The sequence below is a fragment of the Streptomyces sp. NPDC005402 genome (assembly GCF_040606575.1).
Taxonomy (GTDB): Bacteria; Actinomycetota; Actinomycetes; order Streptomycetales; family Streptomycetaceae; genus Streptomyces.
This window is the reverse complement of the sequence record NZ_JBEXFB010000013.1, coordinates 21412-42863: the sequence shown is the minus strand read 5'-3', so window position 1 is coordinate 42863 and position 21452 is coordinate 21412. Positions and strand designations below refer to the sequence as shown.

Genomic DNA, 21452 nt, shown 5'->3' with positions numbered 1-21452 from the left:
GTCGCCGGTGTGGACCCGGCCGCCCGCGCCCGGTGTTGCGGAGAGCGCGGTGCACCGCGGCGGGTCGATGGTGGCGTACGGCTCGACCGGACACGGCGCGGCGGGGACCGCACCCGACCGCGCAGCACAGGTACACGACGACGCGGACGCCCGGCGCGTGGGCCCGGTCGACGAAAACCGGCGCCGTGGGGGCTGCCACGGGCCGCTGCCGGGAACGCCGACGGCCCGGCCCCTGGTGAGGGGCCGGGCCGTTCGGTGTGGGATCAGCTGTCCGCGGGCTCCGCGGCGGCCGTCTTGCGGGTCCGGCGGCGCGGTGCGGCAGCCTTCGGCTCCTGGCCCGCCTGGGCCGGGATGTCGGCGGTCACCACGGGCTCGGCGGCCTTGCGGGTGGTACGCCGACGGGGCTTGGCCTCGGCCTCGGCCGTGTCCGAGGCGACCTCGGCGGTGGCGGCCGCGGTCTTGCGGGTGCGGCGCGGCTTGGCCTCCGCGGTCTCCGCCGTGTCCGCTGCGGTCTCCGCCGGGGCCGCCGTGGCCTTGCGGGTGCGGCGCGGCTTGGTGACCGTGCCCTCCGCGGTGTCCACTGCCGCCTCGGCCGCCTTCGCGGTGCTCGCCGTCTTCCGCGTACGCCGGGGCTTGGCCGCCTCGGCCGACTCCGTCTCCGGGACCGTCTGGACCGGGATCTCGGCGGTCACGGCGGGCTCGGCGACCTTGCGGGTGCGGCGACGCGGCTTGGCCTCGGTGGCCTCGGCCGTGTCCACCGCGGTCTCGGCGGTGGTCGTGGCGGCAGTCGCGGTCTTGCGCGTGCGGCGGGGCTTGGCCTCGACGGCTTCCGCGGTGTCGGCTGCGGTCTCCGTCGTCGCGGCCGCGATCTTGCGGGTGCGGCGCGGCTTGGTGACCGTGCCCTCCGCGGTGTCCACGGCGGCTTCGGCGGCGGTCGTGGCCGCGGTCTTCCGCGTCCGCCGCGGCTTGGTCTCCGTGGCCTCGGCCGTGTCGACGGCGGCTTCGGCGGGGGCCGCGGCAGCCGTCTTGCGCGTACGGCGCGGCTTCGTGGCCGGGGCCTCCGTCGCCGGAGCGGTCTCGGCGACCGGAGCGGTCTCCGTGACAGGTGCGGTCTCCGTGACCGGTGCGGCCTCGACGACCGTCTCCACCGCGGCCGGCGTCTCCGCGGACTTGCGGGTCCGGCGGCGGCGCGGCTTGGCCGGGGTCTCGGCGGTGTCGAGGGCCGGGCCCTCCGCCGTCGTGACGGCGGACTCCGCGGCCTCGGACACGGCCGGCTCGACCGTCGCCGTCGCCGTGGTCACCGTGGCCGGCGCCGAGTCGGACGCCGCGCCGCGGGTGCGGCGCCGACGGCGAGGGGTGCGGGTCGCGGGGGCGTCCTCGGTCGCGGCGGTCTCCGACGGGGCGACCGCCTCGGCGGGGGCGTTCGCGTCCAGCGGGGTCCCGCTGCGGGTACGGCGGCGACGGCGCGGCGTACGGTCCGCACGCTCGCGGTCGGCGGAGCGGGACTCGTCCCGGCCACCCCGTCCGCGGCCCCGGTCACGGTCACCGCGGTCACGGTCACCTCGGCCGCGTGCACCGCGTCCGCCCGGCTCGCCCAGGTCCTCGAGCTGCTCCGCGTCGAGCCCCGCGCGCGTGCGGTCGGCCCGCGGCAGGACACCCTTGGTGCCCGCGGGGATGCCCAACTCCTCGTAGAAGTGCGGGGAGGTGGAGTACGTCTCCGGCGGGTCGTTGTGGTTGAGCTCGAGCGCCTTGTTGATCAGCTGCCAGCGGGGGATGTCGTCCCAGTCGACGAGGGTGATCGCGATGCCCTTGGCACCCGCGCGGCCGGTACGGCCGATGCGGTGCAGGTACGTCTTCTCCTCTTCCGGGCACTGGTAGTTGATGACGTGCGTGACGCCCTCGACGTCGATGCCGCGGGCGGCGACGTCGGTGCAGACGAGGACGTCCACCTTGCCGTTGCGGAAGGCGCGCAGCGCCTGCTCACGGGCGCCCTGGCCCAGGTCGCCGTGGACCGCGCCGGCCGCGAAGCCGCGCTGCTGGAGCTGATCGGCCAGGTCGGCCGCGGTGCGCTTGGTGCGGCAGAAGACCATGACCAGTCCCCGGCCGTCGGCCTGCAGGATGCGCGAGACCATCTCGGGCTTGTCCATGTTGTGCGCGCGGTACACGTGCTGCTTGGTGTTCGCGACCGTCCTGCCCGCGTCGTCGGGCGAGGTGGCGTTGATGTGCGTGGGCTGCGACATGTAGCGGCGCGCGAGACCGATGACGGCGCCCGGCATGGTCGCCGAGAACAGCATCGTCTGGCGGCGGGCCGGCAGCATGTTGATGATCTTCTCGACGTCGGGCAGGAAGCCCAGGTCGAGCATCTCGTCGGCCTCGTCGAGGACGAGGGCCCGGATGTGACCGAGGTTGAGCTTCTTCTGGCCCGCGAGGTCCAGGAGCCGGCCCGGGGTGCCGACGACGACGTCGACGCCCTTCTTGAGGGCCTCGACCTGGGGCTCGTAGGCGCGGCCGCCGTAGATGGCGAGAACGCGGACGTTGCGTACCTTGCCCGCGGTCTGCAGGTCGTTGGTGACCTGCGTGCACAGCTCGCGCGTGGGGACGACGACGAGCGCCTGCGGGGCGTCGGTGAGGTCCTCGGGCCTGGCGCGGCCGGCCTCGACGTCGGCGGGGACGGTGACGCGCTCCAGGAGCGGGAGACCGAAGCCCAGCGTCTTGCCGGTGCCGGTCTTGGCCTGGCCGATGACGTCGGAGCCGGAGAGGGCGACCGGGAGCGTCATCTCCTGGATGGGGAAGGGGGTGATGATGCCGACGGCTTCGAGGGCCTCGGCCGTCTCGGTCAGAATTCCGAGATCGCGGAAAGTCGTAGTCAGGGTGCTGCCTCTTCTGTGTGCGCGGTGCGAGGCGAGCGCGGGGTGTCGTCTACCGTGCTGGGGACGTCGGCTGCCTTACGGGCTAAGCCGTAATGGCACGGGATCACTGCCGACGCTCTAGCGCTCGTACCGCTGAGGGTCCCCCTCCGAACTCCGTACGCACTGTGCCGTACGGGCGAGGAGGGCTGTCGGGTCGGAGCCGATCGGGCCTCCGACCGGGCATCCTCATACGTGCGGCCTGTCGAGGTACGGCGCACTCATGAAGTGGCGCACTCATGAAGGACTGTCGTACCAGCAGGCGCATTACCACCATACCCCGGAATCGCGCACATGTGATGGCCGATTTGGTCACGTAGTCGTCGTCACACTGATTGACCAGGACCTTCCGGCGTCCGGAGAGCGGGCTATTGTGCGCTTCATGACGACCTCTGACAAGCCCGACCACGCCTCCGAGACCCCTGCCGAACCCACCGGAGTCGCCGCCCAGGACTGGACGAAGGCCTCCGCCGACCCGCAGTACCGAGCCGCGGTCGTCGACCTGCTCGGCGCGCTCGCGTACGGCGAACTGGCGGCCTTCGAGCGGCTCGCGGAGGACGCGAAGCTGGCGCCCACGCTGGCGGACAAGGCGGAGCTGGCGAAGATGGCGTCGGCGGAGTTCCACCACTACGAGAAGCTGCGCGACCGGCTGACGGAGATCGGTGAGGAGCCGACGCTCGCGATGGAGCCGTTCGTCGCGGCGCTCGACGGCTTCCACCGGCAGACGGCGCCGTCGGACTGGCTGGAAGGGCTCGTCAAGGCGTACGTCGGCGACTCGATCGCCAGTGACTTCTACCGGGAGGTCGCCGCGCGGCTCGACACGAACTCGCGCGAGCTGGTGCTGGCGGTGCTCGACGACACCGGGCACGCCGGGTTCGCCGTCGAGAAGGTGCGGGCGGCGATCGACGCGGAGCCGCGGGTGGGCGGGCGACTCGCCCTGTGGGCACGGCGGTTGATGGGCGAGGCGCTGTCGCAGTCGCAGCGGGTCGTCGCGGATCGGGACGCGCTGTCGACCATGCTCGTCGGGGGCGTCGCGGACGGGTTCGACCTCGCCGAGGTGGGGCGGATGTTCTCCCGGATCACCGAGGCGCACACCAAGCGGATGGCCGCGCTGGGCCTGGCGGCGTAGCGCCGCAGGGGTGGGGTTCCCGGAGGCCCCGGGATGCCGGGCGGCCGCGGGTCGTCCGCGGCCGGCCGGGCGAACCCCGCGCCACCGGCGGGGGTCGCCTAGGCGGTTGCTGAGCGGCGGAGTCTGCCTGACGGCCGCAGGAGCAGCGACAGCGACGCCACCGATACCACCGCCGCGCCCAGGAGGATCAGCAGGATGTTGCCGGGGTCCAGCGCGGTGTGGGTCACGAAGGCGCCGAAGAGGGCTCCCGCGGTGCCCGTCGCGAGGACCAGGGAACGGGTCGGCAGGCGATGGGCGAGGCGGTGCGCCGCCACCCCTGCCAGTACGAGACCGAGCAGAGCGGAGCCGAGCGTTTCGATCAACATCATGGGGTCCCTCCCACACGGCCACACTGCGCATTACGGTCGTAGCCCGTCATACCCGTGACCTGCGGAATGCAATCCTCCTGCCGGGGCTGTTCGTGCTCCATACGGGGAGGGAATCCTGCCCACCGCACGAAGAGGGGCCCGGCGACTTCCGGTCGCCGGGCCCCTCTTCGTCTGTCTGCCTACAGCGCGCCGAAGCCCACCTTGCGCGGAGCCGGCTCGCCGAGCTCGACGTACGCGAGACGGTCGGCCGGGACGAGGACCTTGCGGCCGTGCTCGTCCACCAGGCTCAGCAGCTGAGACTTGCCGGCCAGCGCCTCGGCCACAGCCCGCTCGACCTCCTCGGCGCTCTGACCGCTCTCCAGAACGATCTCGCGGGGCGCGTGCTGCACGCCGATCTTGACCTCCACGGCTATGTCCCTCCGACGGTCAGTGAAGTGCGCGACCTTCCGCGCCGTACCCAGCACACATTAGCCCGGTGAGGGGACGTCCACGCTCCGCGCAAGAACGCCAACAGCGAACAACGGGCGGGAACAGACGACCCGCACGCGTGCGTGCGGGTCGTCTGTGATCCTTGAGGACCTCTGGTGGTGCTCCGCGTCCCTAGTGGTGCTCGGTGCCGTGCAGCGGGAATCCGGCGATGCCCCGCCACGCCAGCGACGTCAGCAGCTGGACCGCCTGGTCGCGGGGGACGCTGCGGTCGCTGTGCAGCCAGGACCGGGCCACCACCTGGGCGAGACCGCCGAGGCCCGACGCGAGCAGCATCGACTCCGCGCGCGAGAGGCCGGTGTCCTCCGCGATGACCTCGGAGATCGCCTCGGCGCACTCCACGGTGACCTTGTCGACGCGCTCGCGCACCGCGGGCTCGTTCGTCAGGTCCGACTCGAAGACCAGGCGGAAGGCGCCGCCGTCGTCCTCGACGTACGCGAAATAGGCGTCCATGGTCGCCCGTACGCGCTGCTTGTTGTCGGTCGTCGACGCGAGCGCGGCGCGCACCGCCTGGATCAGGGACTCGCAGTGCTGGTCCAGCAGCGCGAGATAGAGGTCGAGCTTGCCCGGGAAGTGCTGGTAGAGCACCGGCTTGCTGACGCCGGCCCGCTCGGCGATGTCGTCCATCGCGGCCGCGTGGTAGCCCTGTGCCACGAAGACTTCCTGCGCGGCGCCCAGCAGCTGGTTCCGTCGGGCACGGCGCGGCAGGCGCGTCCCCCGCGGGCGTGCCGCCTCTGTCTGCTCGATGGCTGTCACGCCGCCTCCCAATGTCGTCCACATGCGGTGTGCGCCGCGCCGCCATCGTACTTTTCGGTAACCGTGCTGTGCGCGGTACGAACGCAGAATTTCACGGACCGGACGGTGACGAAAGCCGCACAAAGGTTTCAAACGGGCATCTGGCGGGCAAGGGCCGTCCCGGTCCTGCTCAGGAATGCCCTGATGAGTGCTTCGTCGGCCGCCTCACGCCCTGCCGAGGTCACCGATAGTCGTCCTCGTCGATCGAGACGACCCGGGCCTGTTCGACGAGGTCGGCCTCGTTGGCCCGGTCGGGGTCGACGCCGGTCAGCGGGTCGTCGCGGTCGGGTGTGACGTCGGCGCGCTGCTCAGCCGCGTCGACCTCCGGCGCCTCGACGTCGAGCTCGTCGGCGTCGTCCTCGTTCTCCAGCGCCTCGAGGGCTGCGAGGGCCTCGGGGTCGGTGGGGTCGTAGGCCATGGTGGGCTCCCTTCCTAGAACGTCCCTGATGTACACAGGGGGCCACATCCGGGTGCCCTGCGTACGAGCCTAGGAGACACACGATCTGGACGCCATGCGATGTCCGTGCCGACCGCGCGTTCCGCACTGCGCACACCTCGCACGCCTCGCACATGTGCTCTGTGATGGCGAACACGTGAACCACTGCGTGATCGTCTCGTAACATTGCCGCATGTCTTCGACCGAGCTGCCTCTCGTGCCGCCCGCCACCGTCCTACCGAAAGTGGCACCCGTCAGGGTCGGTGCGGGTGAGCGGCTCAGGTCGGTGGGGCTGCCGGGGATCACGCTGACGGTGCGTTCGAGGCCACCCGCGCGCGAGGGGCTGCCCCCCGCGCTGTACGTCCATGGCCTCGGCGGTTCCTCGCAGAACTGGTCGGCGTTGATGGAGCAGCTGGAGGGCGACGTCGACGGCGAGGCCGTGGACCTGCCGGGCTTCGGGGACTCCCCGCCACCGGACGACGGCAACTACTCGATCACCGCTCACGCGCGCGCGGTGATCCGTTTTCTCGACGCGTCCGGCCGCGGGCCCGTCCACCTCTTCGGCAACTCCCTCGGCGGCGCGGTGTCCACGCGCGTCGCAGCGGTGCGGCCCGACCTGGTGCGCACCCTCACCCTCGTCTCGCCGGCCCTCCCGGAGATCCGCGTCCAGCGCAGCGCCGTGCCCACGGGGCTGCTGGCGCTGCCGGGTGTGGCCGGTCTCTTCACTCGCTTCAGCAGGGACTGGACGGCCGAGCAGCGCGTCCGCGGGGTCACCGCTCTCTGCTACGGCGATCCCGGGCGGGTCACTCCCGAGGGCTTCCAGTACGCCGTCGAGGAGATGGAGCGGCGCCTGCAACTGCCGTACTTCTGGGACGCGCTGACGCGTTCCGCGCGCGGGCTGGTGAACGCGTACACGCTGGGCGGCCAGCACGCGCTGTGGCGCCAGGCCGAGCGGGTCCTCGCCCCTACGCTGCTCGTGTACGGCGGTCGCGACCAGCTCGTCGGCTTCCGCATGGCCCAGAAGGCGGCCCGCGCCTTCCGCGACTCCCGTCTGCTGACCCTGCCGGAGGCGGGGCACGTGGCGATGATGGAGTACCCGGAGACGGTGGCGGGGGCGTTCCGGGACTTCGTCGCGCACAAGGGAGACATGGGGGCCAAGGGGGACACGGGGGCTTCTGACGGTTCTGTGGGAGGCTCTGTCCGGCGTGACGGCTCCGTGGGCACCTCCGGTGAGGGGGCCTCGGGTGACGGGAGAGACGCCGCAACGGCTTCCGGCACCGGGGCCGACACCACCATCGTGGGGAGCTGAGGCGCGGCGTGGGACGCCACAGTCGACGCGGGCCCGCTCCCAAGAAGGGGTCCGACAAAGGCAGTTCGGTACACAGCGATACGGTCCAGGCGGCCACCGAGGCAGTACGGGGCGCCAAGGGCCTCGCCGCGGAGCCGACGGGCCGGGAACGGACCCCCACTCCCTCCGCTCCGGCGCCGCAGGCTGCTCGGCAGTGGGGCCGGGGCCCCGAGTACGGGGCGTCAGGGGCTGGACCCGGGAGCGGCGCTGCCGGATACCGGGTACCCGCGCAGGGCGGCCAGGGCCTCCCGGACGGGACGCCCGCGCACGGGTTTCCCCGGGTTCCGGACGGGACGCCTGCGCATGGGTTTCCCGGGGTTCCGGACGGGGGGACGGCTGGGTCTGGCTCCCGTCGGGTTCCTGAGGGCACGCCCGCGCGGGGCGTTCCTCGGCTTCCGGACGGCACGCCCGCGCATGGATTTCCCCGGTTGCCCGGGGGTACGCAGGCGCGTGGAGTCCCGGGTGTGCCCGACGGGCCGTCCGGCCAGGGGGTGCGGCGGTCCCCGGACGGGACGCCCCCGCGTGGAGTCCCGCGGCTTCCCGACGGCACGCCCGCCCAGGGCGTGCCCCGTGTCCGTGGTGGGCATCCCGAGCAGCGTGAATCCGGGGGCGGCTGGGGGGAGTTGAGCGGTCCGGGGCCGGACGGACATGCCGCCGGTCCGGAGGTCGCTCTGCCACGGCAGCGCCAGGGCCCGCCGGGATCGCGGTCGGGGCCACGCCAGGACTACGTCGACGCGTTCACCGACGACGTCGACCTCTTCGCGCCAGGCGGCCCTCGGGGTCCCGGCGGACGCCGCGCTCCTGTTCCCGCGAACGGTCCCGTCAGAGGGGGCGGAGAGCCCAGCGCCGCGCATCCGTCCGCCGCGCACCCCTCCGACCCGTACGGCTCCGTCACCGACTGGCCCGGCGACGCCGACGTCCGCACCGACGTCCACACCGACGAGGGCGCCCGCCCGGACTCCGGCGACGCACCGCCGGACGACCAGCCGCCGGCCAAGGGCGGCAAGGGCCGGGCGTTCACCGGCATCGCGGCCGCCGCCGTCGTCACCGTGCTCGCCGTCGTCGTGGCCGGACAGGTCACCGACGGGCGCGACACCGCCTCGGGCGCCCGGTCCGCGACCGACCAGGCGCGGGACGCCCGGGACGCCGGCACGGGCGCGGCAGGGCAGCCCTCGCCGTCGTCCTCGGCCGTCGTGGTGCCGCTGACGTACGAGCAGAAGATGGACACGAAGTACCCGCTGAGTGCCAAGCTCGACGGTTCGGGGAAGTTCGACGCGATCCAGGGGGTCGACAAGGCGCCCGGCAAGGGACAGAAGTACACCTACCGCGTGGACGTGGAACAGGGTCTCGGACTCGACGGCCAACTCTTCGCCGAGGCCGTGCAGAAGACGCTCAACGACGACCGCAGCTGGGCCCACGACGGGGCCCGGACCTTCGAGCGCATCTACTCCGGCAAGCCCGACTTCGTGATCACGCTCGCCAGCCCCGGCACCACGGCCGACTGGTGCGCCAAGTCCGGCCTCGACACCACGGAGGACAACGTCTCGTGCGACTCGGCCGCCACCGAACGCGTGATGATCAATGCGTACCGATGGGCCCAGGGATCAACCACATACGGTGATCAGATCCATGCGTACCGGCAGATGTTGATCAACCATGAAGTCGGCCACCGCCTCGGCTACTCCCACGTGACCTGCGACAAGGACGGCGAACTCGCGCCGGTCATGCAGCAGCAGACCAAGTTCCTCGACCACGACGGGATCCACTGCCGGGCCAATCCCTGGGCGTACCCCGGGAGTTGACAGATGGCATATACGTCACGTTGACATGTGTTGATCGGTCGTACATATTGCTGCCCATGTGGTCTAGTCATGCCGTCGAGAGCAGCGCCGCCATCGAGCTGGCGCTCATCGGTGTGACCCCGCTCTGCGTGGCCGACATTCTCTGTCGCTGACGCCCGCCCCCAGGCGCGCGCGTCGCGAATCCCGCATTTCTCCGTGACCCCGAGTCACGTTTTTCCGACGACCCGACGCCGGGGCAGACGTCTGTCCACGTCCGTCTCACCCTTCGTCAATTCGTCTCACTCTTCGAGACACATCATTCGAGAGGTCGTCTCCGATGCGTCAACCGTCCCTCACAGCGCGCCGTGTGGCCGCGGTATCCGTAAGCCTGGTACTGGCAGCGGGCGCCGCCGCCTGCGGCCCTGAGGACAACGATGCCAAGAGCTCCGGTGGCGACTCCGCGCCCCACAAGGGCGGCACCCTGACGGTCCTGAACTCCAACCCGCAGCAGGACTTCGACCCGGCCCGCCTGTACACCTCCGGCGGCGGCAACGTGCCCTCCCTCGTCTTCCGCACCCTCACCACCCGCAACCGCGAGAACGGCGCCGCCGGTGCCAAGGTCGTCCCCGACCTCGCCACCGACACCGGGCGCCCCAGCAAGGACGCGACCGTGTGGACGTACACCTTGAAGAAGGGCCTCAAGTACGAGGACGGCACCGCGATCACCTCGGCAGACATCAAGTACGGCATCGAGCGCTCCTTCGCGCCCGAACTCTCCGGCGGCGCGCCCTATCTGCGGGACTGGCTGGTCGGTGCGGCCGACTACCAGGGGCCGTACAAGGACAAGAAGGGCCTCGCGGCGATCGGGACGCCGGACGACCGCACCCTTGTGTTCCACCTGAACAAGCCCGAGGGCGAGTTCCCGTACCTGGCCACGCAGACGCAGTTCACGCCCGTCCCGAAGGCCAAGGACACCGGTACGAAGTACGAGGAGCACCCCGTCTCGTCCGGCCCGTACAAGGTCGTCACGAACGAGAACGACGGCGAGCATCTCGTCCTGGAGCGCAACGCGTACTGGTCCACTTCGACGGACGCCGAGCGCAAGGCGTACCCGGACAGGATCGACGTCAGGTCCGGGATCGACTCGTCGGTGATCAACCAGCGGCTGTCCGCGTCCCAGGGCGCGGACGCGGCGGCGGTCACCACGGACACCAACCTCGGCCCGGCCGAACTCGCGAAGGTGACCGGCGACAAGGAGCTCGCCTCCCGGGTCGGCACCGGGCACTTCGGCTACACGAACTACATAGGGTTCAACCCGACGGTCAAGCCGTTCGACGACGTCAAGGTGCGGCAGGCGATCTCGTACGCCATCGACCGCTCCTCCGTGGTCAACGCGGCCGGCGGCAGCGCGCTCGCCGAGTCCGCCACCACCTTCCTGCCGAACCAGAAGTCCTTCGGCCACGAGCCGTACGACCTCTTCCCGGCGGGCGCGACGGGCAACGCGGCGAAGGCCAGGGAGCTGCTGAAGGAGGCCGGTCACCCGAACGGGCTGACGGTCACCCTGACGCACTCCAACGCCAAGGACTTCGAGACCAGCCCCGAGATCGCGACCGCGATCCAGGACGCGCTCAAGAAGGCCGGCGTCACGGTCAAGCTCCAGGGCCTGGAAGAGAACGACTACTCGGACACGATCCACAGCGTGAAGACCGAGCCCGGGTTCTTCCTCGCCCACTGGGGTGCCGACTGGCCCTCCGGCGGTCCCTTCCTCGCCCCGATCTTCGACGGCCGGCAGATCGTCAAGGACGGCGCGAACTTCAACACGGGCTTGCTCAATGACAAGTCGGTCAATGACGAGATTGACGCGATCAACAAGTTGACCGATCTTGACGCTGCCGCCAAGCGATGGGGTGCACTGGACAAGAAGATCGGGGAGCAGGCACTGACCGTGCCGCTGTTCCACCCGGTCTACAAGCGCCTGTACGGCAAGGACGTCAAGAACGTCGTGATCAGCGACTGGACCGGTGTTCTGGACATCTCGCAGGTCGCGGTCAAGTAACCCGATGAGCGAGGCACTTGTCGCCACCGAGGTCCCCGTGGCATCCGTCCCGGGGGCCTCGGGGGCCCGTCAGTTCTGGCGGCGGCTGCGGGCGCAGCGGGCCGCCATGGTCGCGGCGTCGGTCGTCGCACTGCTCGTCCTGGTCGCCCTCGCGGCGCCCCTGCTCACCGTGCTGGAGGGCCAGGACCCCACCACCTACCACCCTTCCCTGATCGACTCCGCGCGCGGAGGCGTGCCCATCGGGTCCTTCGGAGGCGTCAGCGGGGACCACTGGCTCGGCGTCGAGCCGCAGACAGGGCGTGATCTGTTCGCGCGCCTGGCCTACGGGGCCCGGGTGTCGCTGGGCGTCGCGCTGGCCGCGACCGTCATCCAGATCGTCGTGGGGGTGGTGATGGGTGTCGCCGCCGCGCTCGGCAGTGGATGGGTTGATCAACTGTTGAGCCGGATCACCGACATCTTCGTCGCCATGCCGTTGATGATCATGTCGTTGGCGCTGCTCGCGATCGTCCCCGACAGCTTCCCGCGAACCGTTCTGGTCACCCTCGTCATCGGGTTCATAGCCTGGGGCAACATCGCGAAGATCGTGCGGGCCCAGACCCTCACCCTGAAGGGGCTCGACTACGTCTCGGCCGCCCGCCTCAGTGGCTGGAACACCTGGCACATCGCCCGCAGGGAACTGCTGCCGGGGCTGGCCGCACCGGTCATCACGTACGCCGCGATCCTCATGCCGGTCAACATCAGCGTCGAGGCCGCCCTGTCGTTCCTCGGCGTCGGGGTGAAGCCGCCCACGCCGTCCTGGGGCCAGATGCTCACCGCCGCGGACGTCTGGTACCAGGCGGCTCCCCAGTACCTGCTGCTGCCCGCGAGCGCGCTGTTCGTGACCGTCCTCGCCCTCACCGTCCTCGGCGACGGCGTCCGCACCGCCCTCGACCCGCGCGCGGCCTCGCGGCTGAGCGTCGGTACCGGCCGCCGGCGCGAGGCCAAGGCCGCCAAGGAGGAAACCGCATGAGCGGCTTCGGTGGCTTTCTGCTCCGTCGTGCCGTCGGCTCCGTGATCACCCTGCTGGCCATCTCGGTGATCGTCTACGTCGTCTTCTACGCCACTCCCGGCAACGTCGCCCAGATCACCTGCGGCCCACGCTGCTCCCCGGAGCAGGTGCACCAGGTGGCCCGGCAACTCAGGCTCGACGACCCGCTGTGGGTGCGCTACTGGCACTTCCTGGCGGGCCTGATCGCCGGCCAGGACTACTCCACGGGCACCTCGGTGGAGCACTGCCCGGCGCCCTGCCTCGGGCTGTCGTACCAGACCGACCAGCAGGTCCTGACCCTCATCCTCACCAAGCTCCCGGTCAGCCTCTCGCTCGTGTTCGGCGCGATGGTGCTCTGGCTGGTCCTCGGTGTCGGCACCGGAGTGCTCTCCGCGTGGCGACGCGGCCGGTTCACCGAGCGGGTGCTGACCGCCTTCACCCTGGCGGGCTGGGCCACCCCGGTCTTCGTCATCGGCCTGGTCCTGATGATCGTCGTCTGCGGCGAACTGCAACTGCTGCCCTTCCCGCAGTACGTGAAGCTCACCGACGACCCCGAGCAATGGGCGTGGAACCTCCTGCTGCCCTGGCTCTCGCTCGCCCTCATCGAGGCCGCCGCGTTCGCCCGCCTCACCAGGGCGGCCATGCTGGAGACGCTGGCCGAGGACCACATCCGCACCTTCCGCGCGTACGGCGTCGCCGAGCGGACCGTCGTGGGACGGCACGCCCTGCGGGGCGCGTTGGCGCCGGTCATCGCCCTGAACGCCAACAACGTCGGCTCGGCCATCGGCGGAGCCGTCCTCACCGAGACCCTCTTCGGCCTTCCCGGCATCGGTCAGGAACTGGTCCACGCCGTCAACGTCGTCGACCTCCCGGTCGTCGTCGGCATGGTCCTGGTCATCGGCTTCTTCGTGGTGCTCGCCAACGCCGTCGCGGACGTCCTGTACGCGGTGGCCGACCGACGGGTGGTGCTCGCATGAGTCTCGTCCATGTCACGGACCTGACCGTCGGGTTCGGCGACCTGCGCGCCGTCGACGGCCTCTCCTTCCGCCTGGAGCGGGGCGCCGCCCTCGCCCTGGTCGGCGAGTCCGGCTCCGGCAAGTCCACCGTCGCCTCGGCCCTGCTCGGGCTGCACCGCGGCACGGGCGCGCGCGTGGGCGGCTCGGTCGAGGTCGCCGGGGTGGACGTACAACAGGCGTCGGAGGACGAACTGCGGCGGCTGCGGGGCGCCAAGGCCGCGATGGTCTTCCAGGACCCGCTGTCGTCCCTGGACCCGTACTACGCGATCGGCGACCAGATCGCCGAGGTGTATCGCGTGCACACGCGTGTGTCGCGACGAACGGCACGCGCGCGTGCGGTGGAGGTGCTGGACCGGGTCGGCATCCCGGACGCCGTACGGCGATCCCGGTCCCGTCCGCACGAGTTCAGCGGCGGCATGCGCCAGCGCGCTCTCATCGCGATGGCACTGGCCTGCCGGCCGCACCTGCTGATCGCCGACGAGCCGACGACCGCGCTCGACGTGACCGTCCAGGCCCAGATCCTCGACCTGCTGCACACGCTGCGCCAGGAGACCGGCATGGGCCTGCTGCTCGTCACGCACGACGTGGGTGTCGCCGCCGAGAGCGTCGACGACGTGCTCGTCATGCGGCACGGTCGCGCGGTCGAGCAGGGGCCGGTCGGCGCGGTGCTCGGGGCCCCGGGGGAGGCGTACACGCGCGCACTGCTCGCGGCGGTACCGCGCCTGGACGCGAAACGGGCACCGTCCCGGGCATCCGGTGAGGTGGTCCTCGAGGCGAAGGGTCTGCGGCGCGAGTTCGGCCGTGGCAGGAAGGCCTTCGCGGCCGTCGACGACGTCTCGCTGACCGTCCGCCGGGGCGAGACCCTCGGCGTCGTCGGCGAGAGCGGCAGCGGCAAGACGACGCTGGGACGGATGCTGGTCGGGCTGCTGGAGCCGACGGCGGGGGAGGTCCGCCACGACGGCCACGCGCGCGTGGGCGTGAATTCGGCCGTGCAGATGGTCTTCCAGGACCCCGTCTCCTCCCTCAACCCCCGCCGCAGCGTGGGCGAGTCCATCGCCGACCCACTGCGCGCGCGTGGCGAGAGGGACGAGAAGCGGATCAGGGAACGGGTGACGGAACTCCTGGAGCGCGTGGGGCTCGAAGGGGCGCACTACGACCGCTACCCGCACGAGTTCAGCGGCGGCCAGCGCCAGCGCGTGGGCATCGCCCGGGCGCTCGCGGCCGACCCGCGCGTCATCGTCTGCGACGAGCCGGTCTCCGCGCTCGACGTCACCACCCAGGCCCAGGTCGTGGCCCTGCTCGGCGAGTTGCAGCGGGAACTCGGACTCGCGCTGGTCTTCGTCGCGCACGACCTCGCCGTCGTACGCCAGGTCAGCGACCGTGTCGCCGTGATGCGCCGTGGCCGGATCGTCGAACAGGGCCCGGCCGACGAGGTCTACGACAGCCCGCGGGACCCGTACACCGAGCAACTCCTGGCCGCCGTACCGGCGCTCGATCCGCGGATCGCGGCCCGGCGCCGGGCTGAGCGCCGGGAAGTGGCCCGTGACCTGACGTTCCGTGTCCGGGTGATCTCTTAGCGCGACCGAACGCGACCCGCACGGGAAAGTTACGAGCGTTCACCCCTTTTGGTGGCGCGATGGACAACCGTCCGTCGCGCCACCGCCTTGTCCGCATACGTTCGTCCCGCTGCGAGCCGCCGGGCCAACGGCGGCTCCTGATACGGGAGATCGGGGGTGCACTCGTGCGCATAGGACTGCTTACGGAGGGTGGCTATCCGTATGTGAGCGGTGACGCCAGACTCTGGTGCGACCGGCTCGTGCGCGGGCTCGAGCAGCACGAGTTCGACATCTACGCGCTCAGCCGCAGCGAGCACCAGGAGGTCGAGGGCTGGGTCCAGCTGCCGCCCCAGGTCGGCAGGGTCATCACGGCCCCGCTGTGGACCGCCGAGGACGACGGTGTGGTGTACGGGCGCCGCGCGCGCCGCCGGTTCGCCGAGTCCTACGGCGAGTTGGCGGCCGCACTGTGCGAAGGGACGGTCGGCGACGCCTCGGGGGAGTCGTCGGCCACGGAGGCGGACCGTTTCGCCAACGCCCTGTACGGACTCGCCGAACTCGCCCGCGACGAGGGCGGGCTGGTGGGAGCGCTCCGCTCCGAGACCGCCGTACGCGCCCTGGAGCGTGGCTGTCGTGCGCCCGGCGCCCGGCAGACGGCGCGCGCGGCGCGGGTACCGGATCTGCTCGCCGTCGCCGCCCACCTGGAGCGCGCCCTGCGCCCCCTCTCACTCGACTGGTACGAGGACGACGCCCTCGGCGCGGTCGACCTGTGCCACGCGGCCTCGGGCGGCCCGGCCGCCCTGCCCGGCCTCCTCGCGCACCACTTCACCGGCGTCCCGCTGCTGGTGACCGAGTACGGCGTACGGCTGCGCACGCACTACCTTGCCGACACCGAGGCCCCGCCCGCCGTACGGACGCTGCTCGCCGCCTTCCACGGCCGGCTGGCCACCGAGACCTACCGGCGGGCCGCGGTCGTCACGCCCGGCAACACCCATGCCCGCCGCTGGCAGGAGCGCTGCGGCGCCGACCGCGAGAAGCTGCGCACGGTCTACCCGGGCATGGACGCCACCCGCTTCACGCAGGTGGGCGAGTCCACGGAGTGCGTGGACCCGGACACGCTGGTCTGGGTCGGCCGGGTGGAACCCGCCAAGGACCTGATCTCGCTGCTCCACGCCTTCGCGGAGATCCGCAAGGAGGAACCCAAGACACGGCTGAGAATCATCGGCGCCCCCACCGGTCCCGAGGGTGCGGCCTATCTGGGGCACTGCAAGGCGCTGGCCGCGCAGCTCTTCCCGGACGAGGCGGCGGGGCTGCACGCCGTCGGCGACAATCCCGTCTCCTTCGAGGAGATCGGCGGACCCGAGGTGCCGACGCTCGCCGACGCGTACGCCTCGGGTGCGGTGACCGTCCTGTCCAGCGTCGTCGAGGGCTTCCCGATGAGTCTCGTCGAGGCCATGTTCTGCGGCCGGGCCACCGTGTCCACCGACGTCGGCGCGGTCCTGGAGGTCATCGGCGGCACAGGGCTCGTCGTACCGCCGCGCAACCCGAAGGCGCTCGCGGAGGCTTGCGTCACGTTGCTGCGCGACGCCGAGCGCCGTGAGCGCCTGGGAGCCGCCGCACGGGCGCGCGCACTCGAACTGTTCACCGTGGAACAGAACATCACGGCATTTCACAGCATTTACCTGGAGATCGTCTCCAGCACCCCGGTCCGCCGGGTCGTCCTGGACGGCACCGGAGAGCCACTGCCCTTCGCCGCCCCCGCCGAAGCCCACGTACCCGGCCGCTGGACCGAGCGCAGCACCCGCGTCGTCGCCCGGGGCTGCCCCGGCTGGGCCGCCGGGCCCCCGGTCAGCGCGACGCCTCCCCTCGCCGCCACGGAAGGAGCGACCGGATGAGCGACCTGGGACTCGACCGCTCCGGCACCCCGGGCAGCCCCGATGCGGGGGACAGCGGGTCGAAGAAGGAGTGGCTGACGGGGGAGACGGCTGTGGGCGACAGGCCCGGGGCCGGCGAGCGCGGCACGGATGGCGGTACAGGGCACGTGGGAGCACCAGCAACGGCGGCGACGTCGGCGCCGCGAGCTGTGAGGGACTCCAGCGTGCCCAAGGAGCCCGGCGTATCCGAGGTGCCCGAAGAGGCCGAGCCGGACGACGCCGACACGCCCACGCCCCCGCCCGAGGTTTCCGAGAACGCCGCCCTGCCGGCTCCCGCCCCCCGCGCCCCCGGGATCCCCACCGGCGTCAAGCCCACCACTCCCGCCTCCGCCCGCCGTTCCGCCGCCGACCCGGTGAAGGCCCTGATGCACCGTCATCGCGAGCTGTGCGAACGGGCCGTCGACCCTCTGGAGATCGCGGCGGGTCTGGAGGCCCACGGCGTCACCGACCGCACCGCCGTCCGCTTCCGGCACCGGGACGTCTTCTCCCTCGCCGAGGAGATGTACGCCCGTGTCCCGAGGGACGGCGAGACGCCCCCGCCCCCCGCGGTGGAGCAGGCAACCCGGGCCCGCGCCGACTGGGCCCTGCTCACCCTCCTCCCCGGCGCCCTCTGCGGGGCCACGGTGGCCGGCATCCGCCTCACCGACGGCCAGCCCCGCCTGGTCGCCGCCCTGGTGGGCTTCCTGGCCGTCTCCCTCGCCGTGCGCGCGGCCCTGTCCCGCGGCCCCCTCGGCACCCCTGACCGCGCACCCACCACCGGCACCTCCACCTGGACCTACTGGCTCCTCGCGTACGCCGCCCTCGGCGACGGCCTGCTCGCGGCGGCCGTGACCGGTGGCCCCGACGCCTTGCCCACCGGTGCCGCCGACGCTCCCTGGCCCCTGGCCGCGGTCCCCGTCCTCGCAGTCACCCTGTCCTGCGTCCCGGCGGCCTGGTCCGCCCACCTCTTCGCGGCCCGCGCCCGCCGCAAACTCACCTCCAGCCGGGGCCTGGAGGACTTCGCGGCCTCCGTACGCCCCCTGCTGTTCGGCACGTTCGCCCTGTACCTGTGCGCACTGACGGCTTTGACGGCCCTGTCAGGGGCCGTCCTGGACGAACCGGCCGCCCACCCGCAGGTCATCGCCCTGGGCGCCCTCCTCTTCCTCGCCCGCCTCCTCACCGTCCACGGCTTCACCCACGCCCCCGCGGTGGTCCTCACCGCCGCCGGCACAGCCCAGGCGACCACCCTGGCCGCGGTCTTCACCTACCGCCTGCCGGGCTGCGGCTTCCTCGCCGCACCGGTGGACGCCCTCGTGGACCTCTGGGGCCCGGGTGGCATCCAGACCCTTTCCTGCGGGCTGGGCGCCCTGGCCCTGTTGATCCACGGGACCCGCAAGCTCACGAGAGCGTCGGCCCACGCCCAGACGGAGGCCCCGTGCTGACCCGCCCCCGAGCCACCCACCCGCCGTAGGCGCAGCACACAGCCGTCGTGGGCGTGAACACCCGCCCGCCGTGGGCGTGACCTCCTGGGTGCGACCCACCGTGGGGGAACCGCCCCGTCGAACCCGCACACACCGCCGCAGGCACCCGGCCCACCGCCGGAGACAACTCGCAAGTCCCTCCCGAAGGAGAACCCGCAATGACCACCTCCCGACCCGCCCCCGAGGCCCCGGGAGCAGCCCGATGAGAGTCCTGCTGATCGGAGCCAACGGCTACCTCGGCCGCTTCGTCGCCGACCGTCTGCTCGCCGACCCCGCCGTCCAGCTCACCGCCCTCGGCCGCGGCGACGACGCGGACGTCCGCTTCGACCTCGCGTCCGGCAGCCCCGGTGCCCTCACCCGCTTCCTGGACGCGGTCCACCCCGGCGTCGTCGTCAACTGCGCCGGCGCCACCCGCGGCGGTGCCCGCGAACTCACCCGCCACAACACGGTCGCCGTCGCCACCGTCTGCGAGGCCCTGCGGCGCAGCGGCTGCGGGGCCCGTCTGGTGCAGATCGGCTGCGGAGCCGAGTACGGGCCCAGCCAGCCGGGCTCCTCCACGGCCGAGGACGCCGTCCCCCGACCCGGTGGCCCGTACGGCGTCAGCAAACTCGCCGCCACCGAACTGGTCCTCGGCTCCGGTCTGGACGCGGTCGTCCTGCGCGTCTTCTCTCCGGCCGGTCCCGGCACCCCCGCCGGCTCTCCGCTCGGCCGTCTCGCGGAGGCCATGCGCCGCGCGATGCAGTCCGGCGACGGGGAGCTGAAGCTCGGCGGACTCGGTGCCCAGCGCGACTTCGTCGATGTCCGCGATGTCGCCCGCGCCGTCCACGCGGCCTCACTCTCCGCCGCGCAGGGCGTCATCAACATCGGCTCGGGCCGAGCCGTCCGCCTCCGCGACGCCGCCGCGGTGCTGGCCCGGGTGGCCGGATACGGCGGTGCCCTCCATGAACTCGACGGCCCTCCCGGCCCGCTGCGGGCGACCATCGGGCATCCCCGCTCCGAGTCCGACCACGCGGCGCCGGTCGCGTACCCGTACCCCGACGGCTGCGGCAGCTGGCAGCAGGCCGACGTGCGCACCGCACGCGACCGGCTCGGCTGGCGCCCCCGCATCAACCTCGAGGAGTCTCTCGCCGACATCTGGATGGAGGCGGCATGCCGCATCTGACCAGCACGAAGAGCACCACGTCGAGCACCGAACTGCGCACCGGCCTCGGCGTCCCCGGTTTCGCCCACCCCCTGGTCGCTCCCACCGAGTGGGCCGAACTCACCCGCCCCGGCACGCCGGTGCACTGGGCCGTCCTCAACGTCGCCGACGGCCCCGGCGCCCGCCTGGACCCGCACTGCCTCGAAGCGGCCGGCCGGCTGCGCAACGCGGGCGTCCGCGTCCTCGGCCACCTCGACACCGCCTACGGATCCCGCAGCTACGGCGAGACGGTCTCCGAGGCCCAGCGCTACATCGACTGGTACCGGGTCGACGGCTTCCTTCTGGACCGCTGCCCCACCGGACGCGAGGACCTTCCCGAGGTCCGCCGCACCGTCACCACGCTCCGCGCGGTCCGTGACGATGCCCACATCGTCCTCGGCCACGGCACCCACCCCCACCCCGGCTACGCCGAGAACGCCGACCAGTTGGTCACCTTCTCCGGCCCCTGGAGCGACTACCGGTGGTCGCAGGTGGCGGAGTGGACCGCCGACTACCCGCCCGACCGCTTCTGCCACCTCGTCCACGGAGTGCCCGGCCCGCACCTCGAGGAGGCTTTGCGGATCGCCCGCTGGCAGGGCGCCGCCACGATCTGGTTCACCGACCGCACGGACCGGGGCGGCCGCGTCGACCCCTGGGAGACCCTGCCCGGCTACTGGGACGAAATCGTCTCGCAGATCGGAACGGGTGTCTCGGAATGAAGAAGCCCATGGCAGTGTTACGGGAAGAACAACCGTAGTGATTGACCGACCAACGGAGTCCCCGTGTCGCTGCCACCCCTGGTCGAGCCCGCTGCCGAGCTCACCGTAGACGAGGTCCGCAGGTACTCCCGCCACCTGATCATCCCCGACGTGGGGATGGACGGGCAGAAGCGGCTGAAGAACGCCAAGGTGCTCTGCGTGGGCGCTGGCGGCCTGGGCTCGCCGGCGCTGATGTACCTGGCCGCGGCGGGCGTCGGCACGCTCGGCATCGTGGAGTTCGACGAGGTCGACGAGTCGAACCTGCAGCGCCAGATCATCCACAGCCAGGCCGACATCGGCCGCTCCAAGGCCGAGTCCGCCCGCGACTCCGTCCTCGGCATCAACCCGTACGTGAACGTGGTCCTGCACGAAGAGCGGCTCGAGGCCGAGAACGTGATGGACATCTTCAGCCAGTACGACCTGATCGTCGACGGCACGGACAACTTCGCGACGCGCTACCTGGTCAACGACGCGTGCGTGCTGCTGAACAAGCCGTACGTGTGGGGTTCGATCTACCGCTTCGACGGTCAGGCCTCGGTCTTCTGGTCCGAGCACGGTCCCTGCTACCGCTGCCTCTACCCGGAGCCCCCGCCCCCCGGCATGGTCCCCTCCTGCGCCGAGGGCGGCGTCCTGGGCGTGCTGTGCGCGTCCATCGGTTCCATCCAGGTCAACGAGGCCATCAAGCTTCTCGCGGGCATCGGTGAGCCCCTCGTCGGCCGACTGATGATCTACGACGCCCTGGAGATGCAGTACCGCCAGGTCAAGGTCCGCAAGGACCCGAACTGCGCGGTCTGCGGCGAGAACCCGACCGTCACCGAGCTCATCGACTACGAGGCCTTCTGCGGCGTCGTCTCCGAAGAGGCCCAGGAGGCGGCCGCCGGCGCGACGATCACTCCCAAGCAGCTCAAGGAGTGGATCGACGACGGCGAGAACATCGAGATCATCGACGTCCGCGAGATCAACGAGTACGAGATCGTCTCCATCCCGGGCGCCAAGCTGATCCCCAAGAACGAGTTCCTGATGGGCACCGCCCTGGAGGGTCTCCCGCAGGACAAGAAGATCGTCCTGCACTGCAAGACGGGTGTCCGCAGTGCGGAAGTCCTCGCGGTCCTGAAGTCCGCGGGCTTCTCCGACGCCGTGCACGTCGGCGGCGGTGTGATCGGCTGGGTCAACCAGATCGAGCCGGACAAGCCGGTCTACTAGACCCACGTCTGCCCGG

18 protein-coding genes are annotated in these 21452 nt (G+C 71.8%); 13 read left to right on the top strand and 5 right to left on the bottom strand.

The genetic code is table 11. The annotated features are described in order from the left end of the window. Positions 1–263: 263 nt before the first annotated feature. Entirely contained in the window at positions 264–2777 is a 2514-nt protein-coding gene (locus ABZT02_RS24900; protein WP_356020800.1) for a DEAD/DEAH box helicase, read from the bottom strand. 502 nt (positions 2778–3279) lie between these two features. On the opposite strand from ABZT02_RS24900, the gene ABZT02_RS24895 reads away from it, so the two are divergent. Beyond that, entirely contained in the window at positions 3280–4035 is a 756-nt protein-coding gene (locus tag ABZT02_RS24895) for a ferritin-like fold-containing protein (protein ID WP_356020798.1), read from the top strand. A 98-nt stretch (positions 4036–4133) separates the two neighbouring features. Here the strand turns inward: ABZT02_RS24895 and ABZT02_RS24890 are convergent, their stop codons facing one another. From ABZT02_RS24890 to ABZT02_RS24875, 4 genes are all read right to left on the bottom strand, one after another. Continuing rightward, positions 4134–4400 (bottom strand): hypothetical protein, encoded by a 267-nt coding sequence (locus tag ABZT02_RS24890; protein WP_356021207.1) that lies wholly within the window; start codon positions 4398–4400, stop codon positions 4134–4136. A 182-nt stretch (positions 4401–4582) separates the two neighbouring features. After that, entirely contained in the window at positions 4583–4810 is a 228-nt protein-coding gene (locus ABZT02_RS24885) for a DUF3107 domain-containing protein (protein WP_020119766.1), read from the bottom strand. Positions 4811–5003: 193 nt separating this feature from the next. Continuing rightward, positions 5004–5645, bottom strand: coding sequence for a TetR/AcrR family transcriptional regulator (locus ABZT02_RS24880; protein ID WP_355743267.1), 642 nt, complete (start codon positions 5643–5645; stop codon positions 5004–5006). A 220-nt stretch (positions 5646–5865) separates the two neighbouring features. Next, complete coding sequence (locus tag ABZT02_RS24875; protein WP_356020795.1) at positions 5866–6102, bottom strand: hypothetical protein; 237 nt, start codon at positions 6100–6102, stop codon at positions 5866–5868. 211 nt (positions 6103–6313) lie between these two features. On the opposite strand from ABZT02_RS24875, the gene ABZT02_RS24870 reads away from it, so the two are divergent. From ABZT02_RS24870 to moeZ, 12 genes are all read left to right on the top strand, one after another. Next, on the top strand, positions 6314–7429 hold the full coding sequence (locus tag ABZT02_RS24870; RefSeq protein WP_356020792.1) for an alpha/beta hydrolase: 1116 nt from the start codon (positions 6314–6316) through the stop codon (positions 7427–7429). Between the two features lie 8 nt (positions 7430–7437). Then, entirely contained in the window at positions 7438–9270 is a 1833-nt protein-coding gene (locus ABZT02_RS24865; RefSeq protein WP_356020790.1) for a DUF3152 domain-containing protein, read from the top strand. A 56-nt stretch (positions 9271–9326) separates the two neighbouring features. Then, entirely contained in the window at positions 9327–9422 is a 96-nt protein-coding gene (locus ABZT02_RS24860) for an Ms4533A family Cys-rich leader peptide (protein ID WP_329230691.1), read from the top strand. Between the two features lie 164 nt (positions 9423–9586). Next, positions 9587–11305: an ABC transporter substrate-binding protein gene (locus tag ABZT02_RS24855; protein WP_356020788.1), complete on the top strand. Its 1719-nt coding sequence runs from the start codon at positions 9587–9589 to the stop codon at positions 11303–11305. 4 nt (positions 11306–11309) lie between these two features. Continuing rightward, positions 11310–12314, top strand: a complete 1005-nt coding sequence (locus tag ABZT02_RS24850) for an ABC transporter permease (RefSeq protein ID WP_356020785.1) — start codon at positions 11310–11312, stop codon at positions 12312–12314. Continuing rightward, the gene (locus ABZT02_RS24845) at positions 12311–13309 is read left to right on the top strand and encodes an ABC transporter permease (protein ID WP_356020783.1); all 999 of its coding nucleotides are present in this window, start codon (positions 12311–12313) and stop codon (positions 13307–13309) included. Before ABZT02_RS24850 ends, ABZT02_RS24845 begins: the two co-directional genes overlap by 4 nt. Then, positions 13306–14925 carry an ABC transporter ATP-binding protein gene (locus ABZT02_RS24840; RefSeq protein WP_356020781.1) on the top strand — a complete coding sequence of 540 codons (1620 nt, stop codon included), beginning with the start codon at positions 13306–13308 and terminating at the stop codon, positions 14923–14925. Before ABZT02_RS24845 ends, ABZT02_RS24840 begins: the two co-directional genes overlap by 4 nt. Positions 14926–15089: 164 nt before the next feature. Beyond that, entirely contained in the window at positions 15090–16796 is a 1707-nt protein-coding gene (locus tag ABZT02_RS24835) for a DUF3492 domain-containing protein (RefSeq protein ID WP_356020779.1), read from the top strand. After that, a complete protein-coding gene (locus tag ABZT02_RS24830) occupies positions 16793–18256 on the top strand; it encodes a hypothetical protein (RefSeq protein ID WP_356020777.1) in 1464 nt (487 codons plus the stop codon). Before ABZT02_RS24835 ends, ABZT02_RS24830 begins: the two co-directional genes overlap by 4 nt. A gap of 241 nt (positions 18257–18497) precedes the next feature. Then, complete coding sequence (locus ABZT02_RS24825; RefSeq protein WP_037719791.1) at positions 18498–19457, top strand: NAD-dependent epimerase/dehydratase; 960 nt, start codon at positions 18498–18500, stop codon at positions 19455–19457. Beyond that, positions 19445–20194, top strand: coding sequence for a spherulation-specific family 4 protein (locus ABZT02_RS24820; protein WP_356020774.1), 750 nt, complete (start codon positions 19445–19447; stop codon positions 20192–20194). The genes ABZT02_RS24825 and ABZT02_RS24820 overlap by 13 nt, the downstream gene beginning before the upstream one ends. Before the next feature lie 63 nt (positions 20195–20257). Beyond that, entirely contained in the window at positions 20258–21436 is a 1179-nt protein-coding gene (gene moeZ, locus ABZT02_RS24815) for an adenylyltransferase/sulfurtransferase MoeZ (protein ID WP_356020772.1), read from the top strand. Positions 21437–21452: the final 16 nt, after the last annotated feature.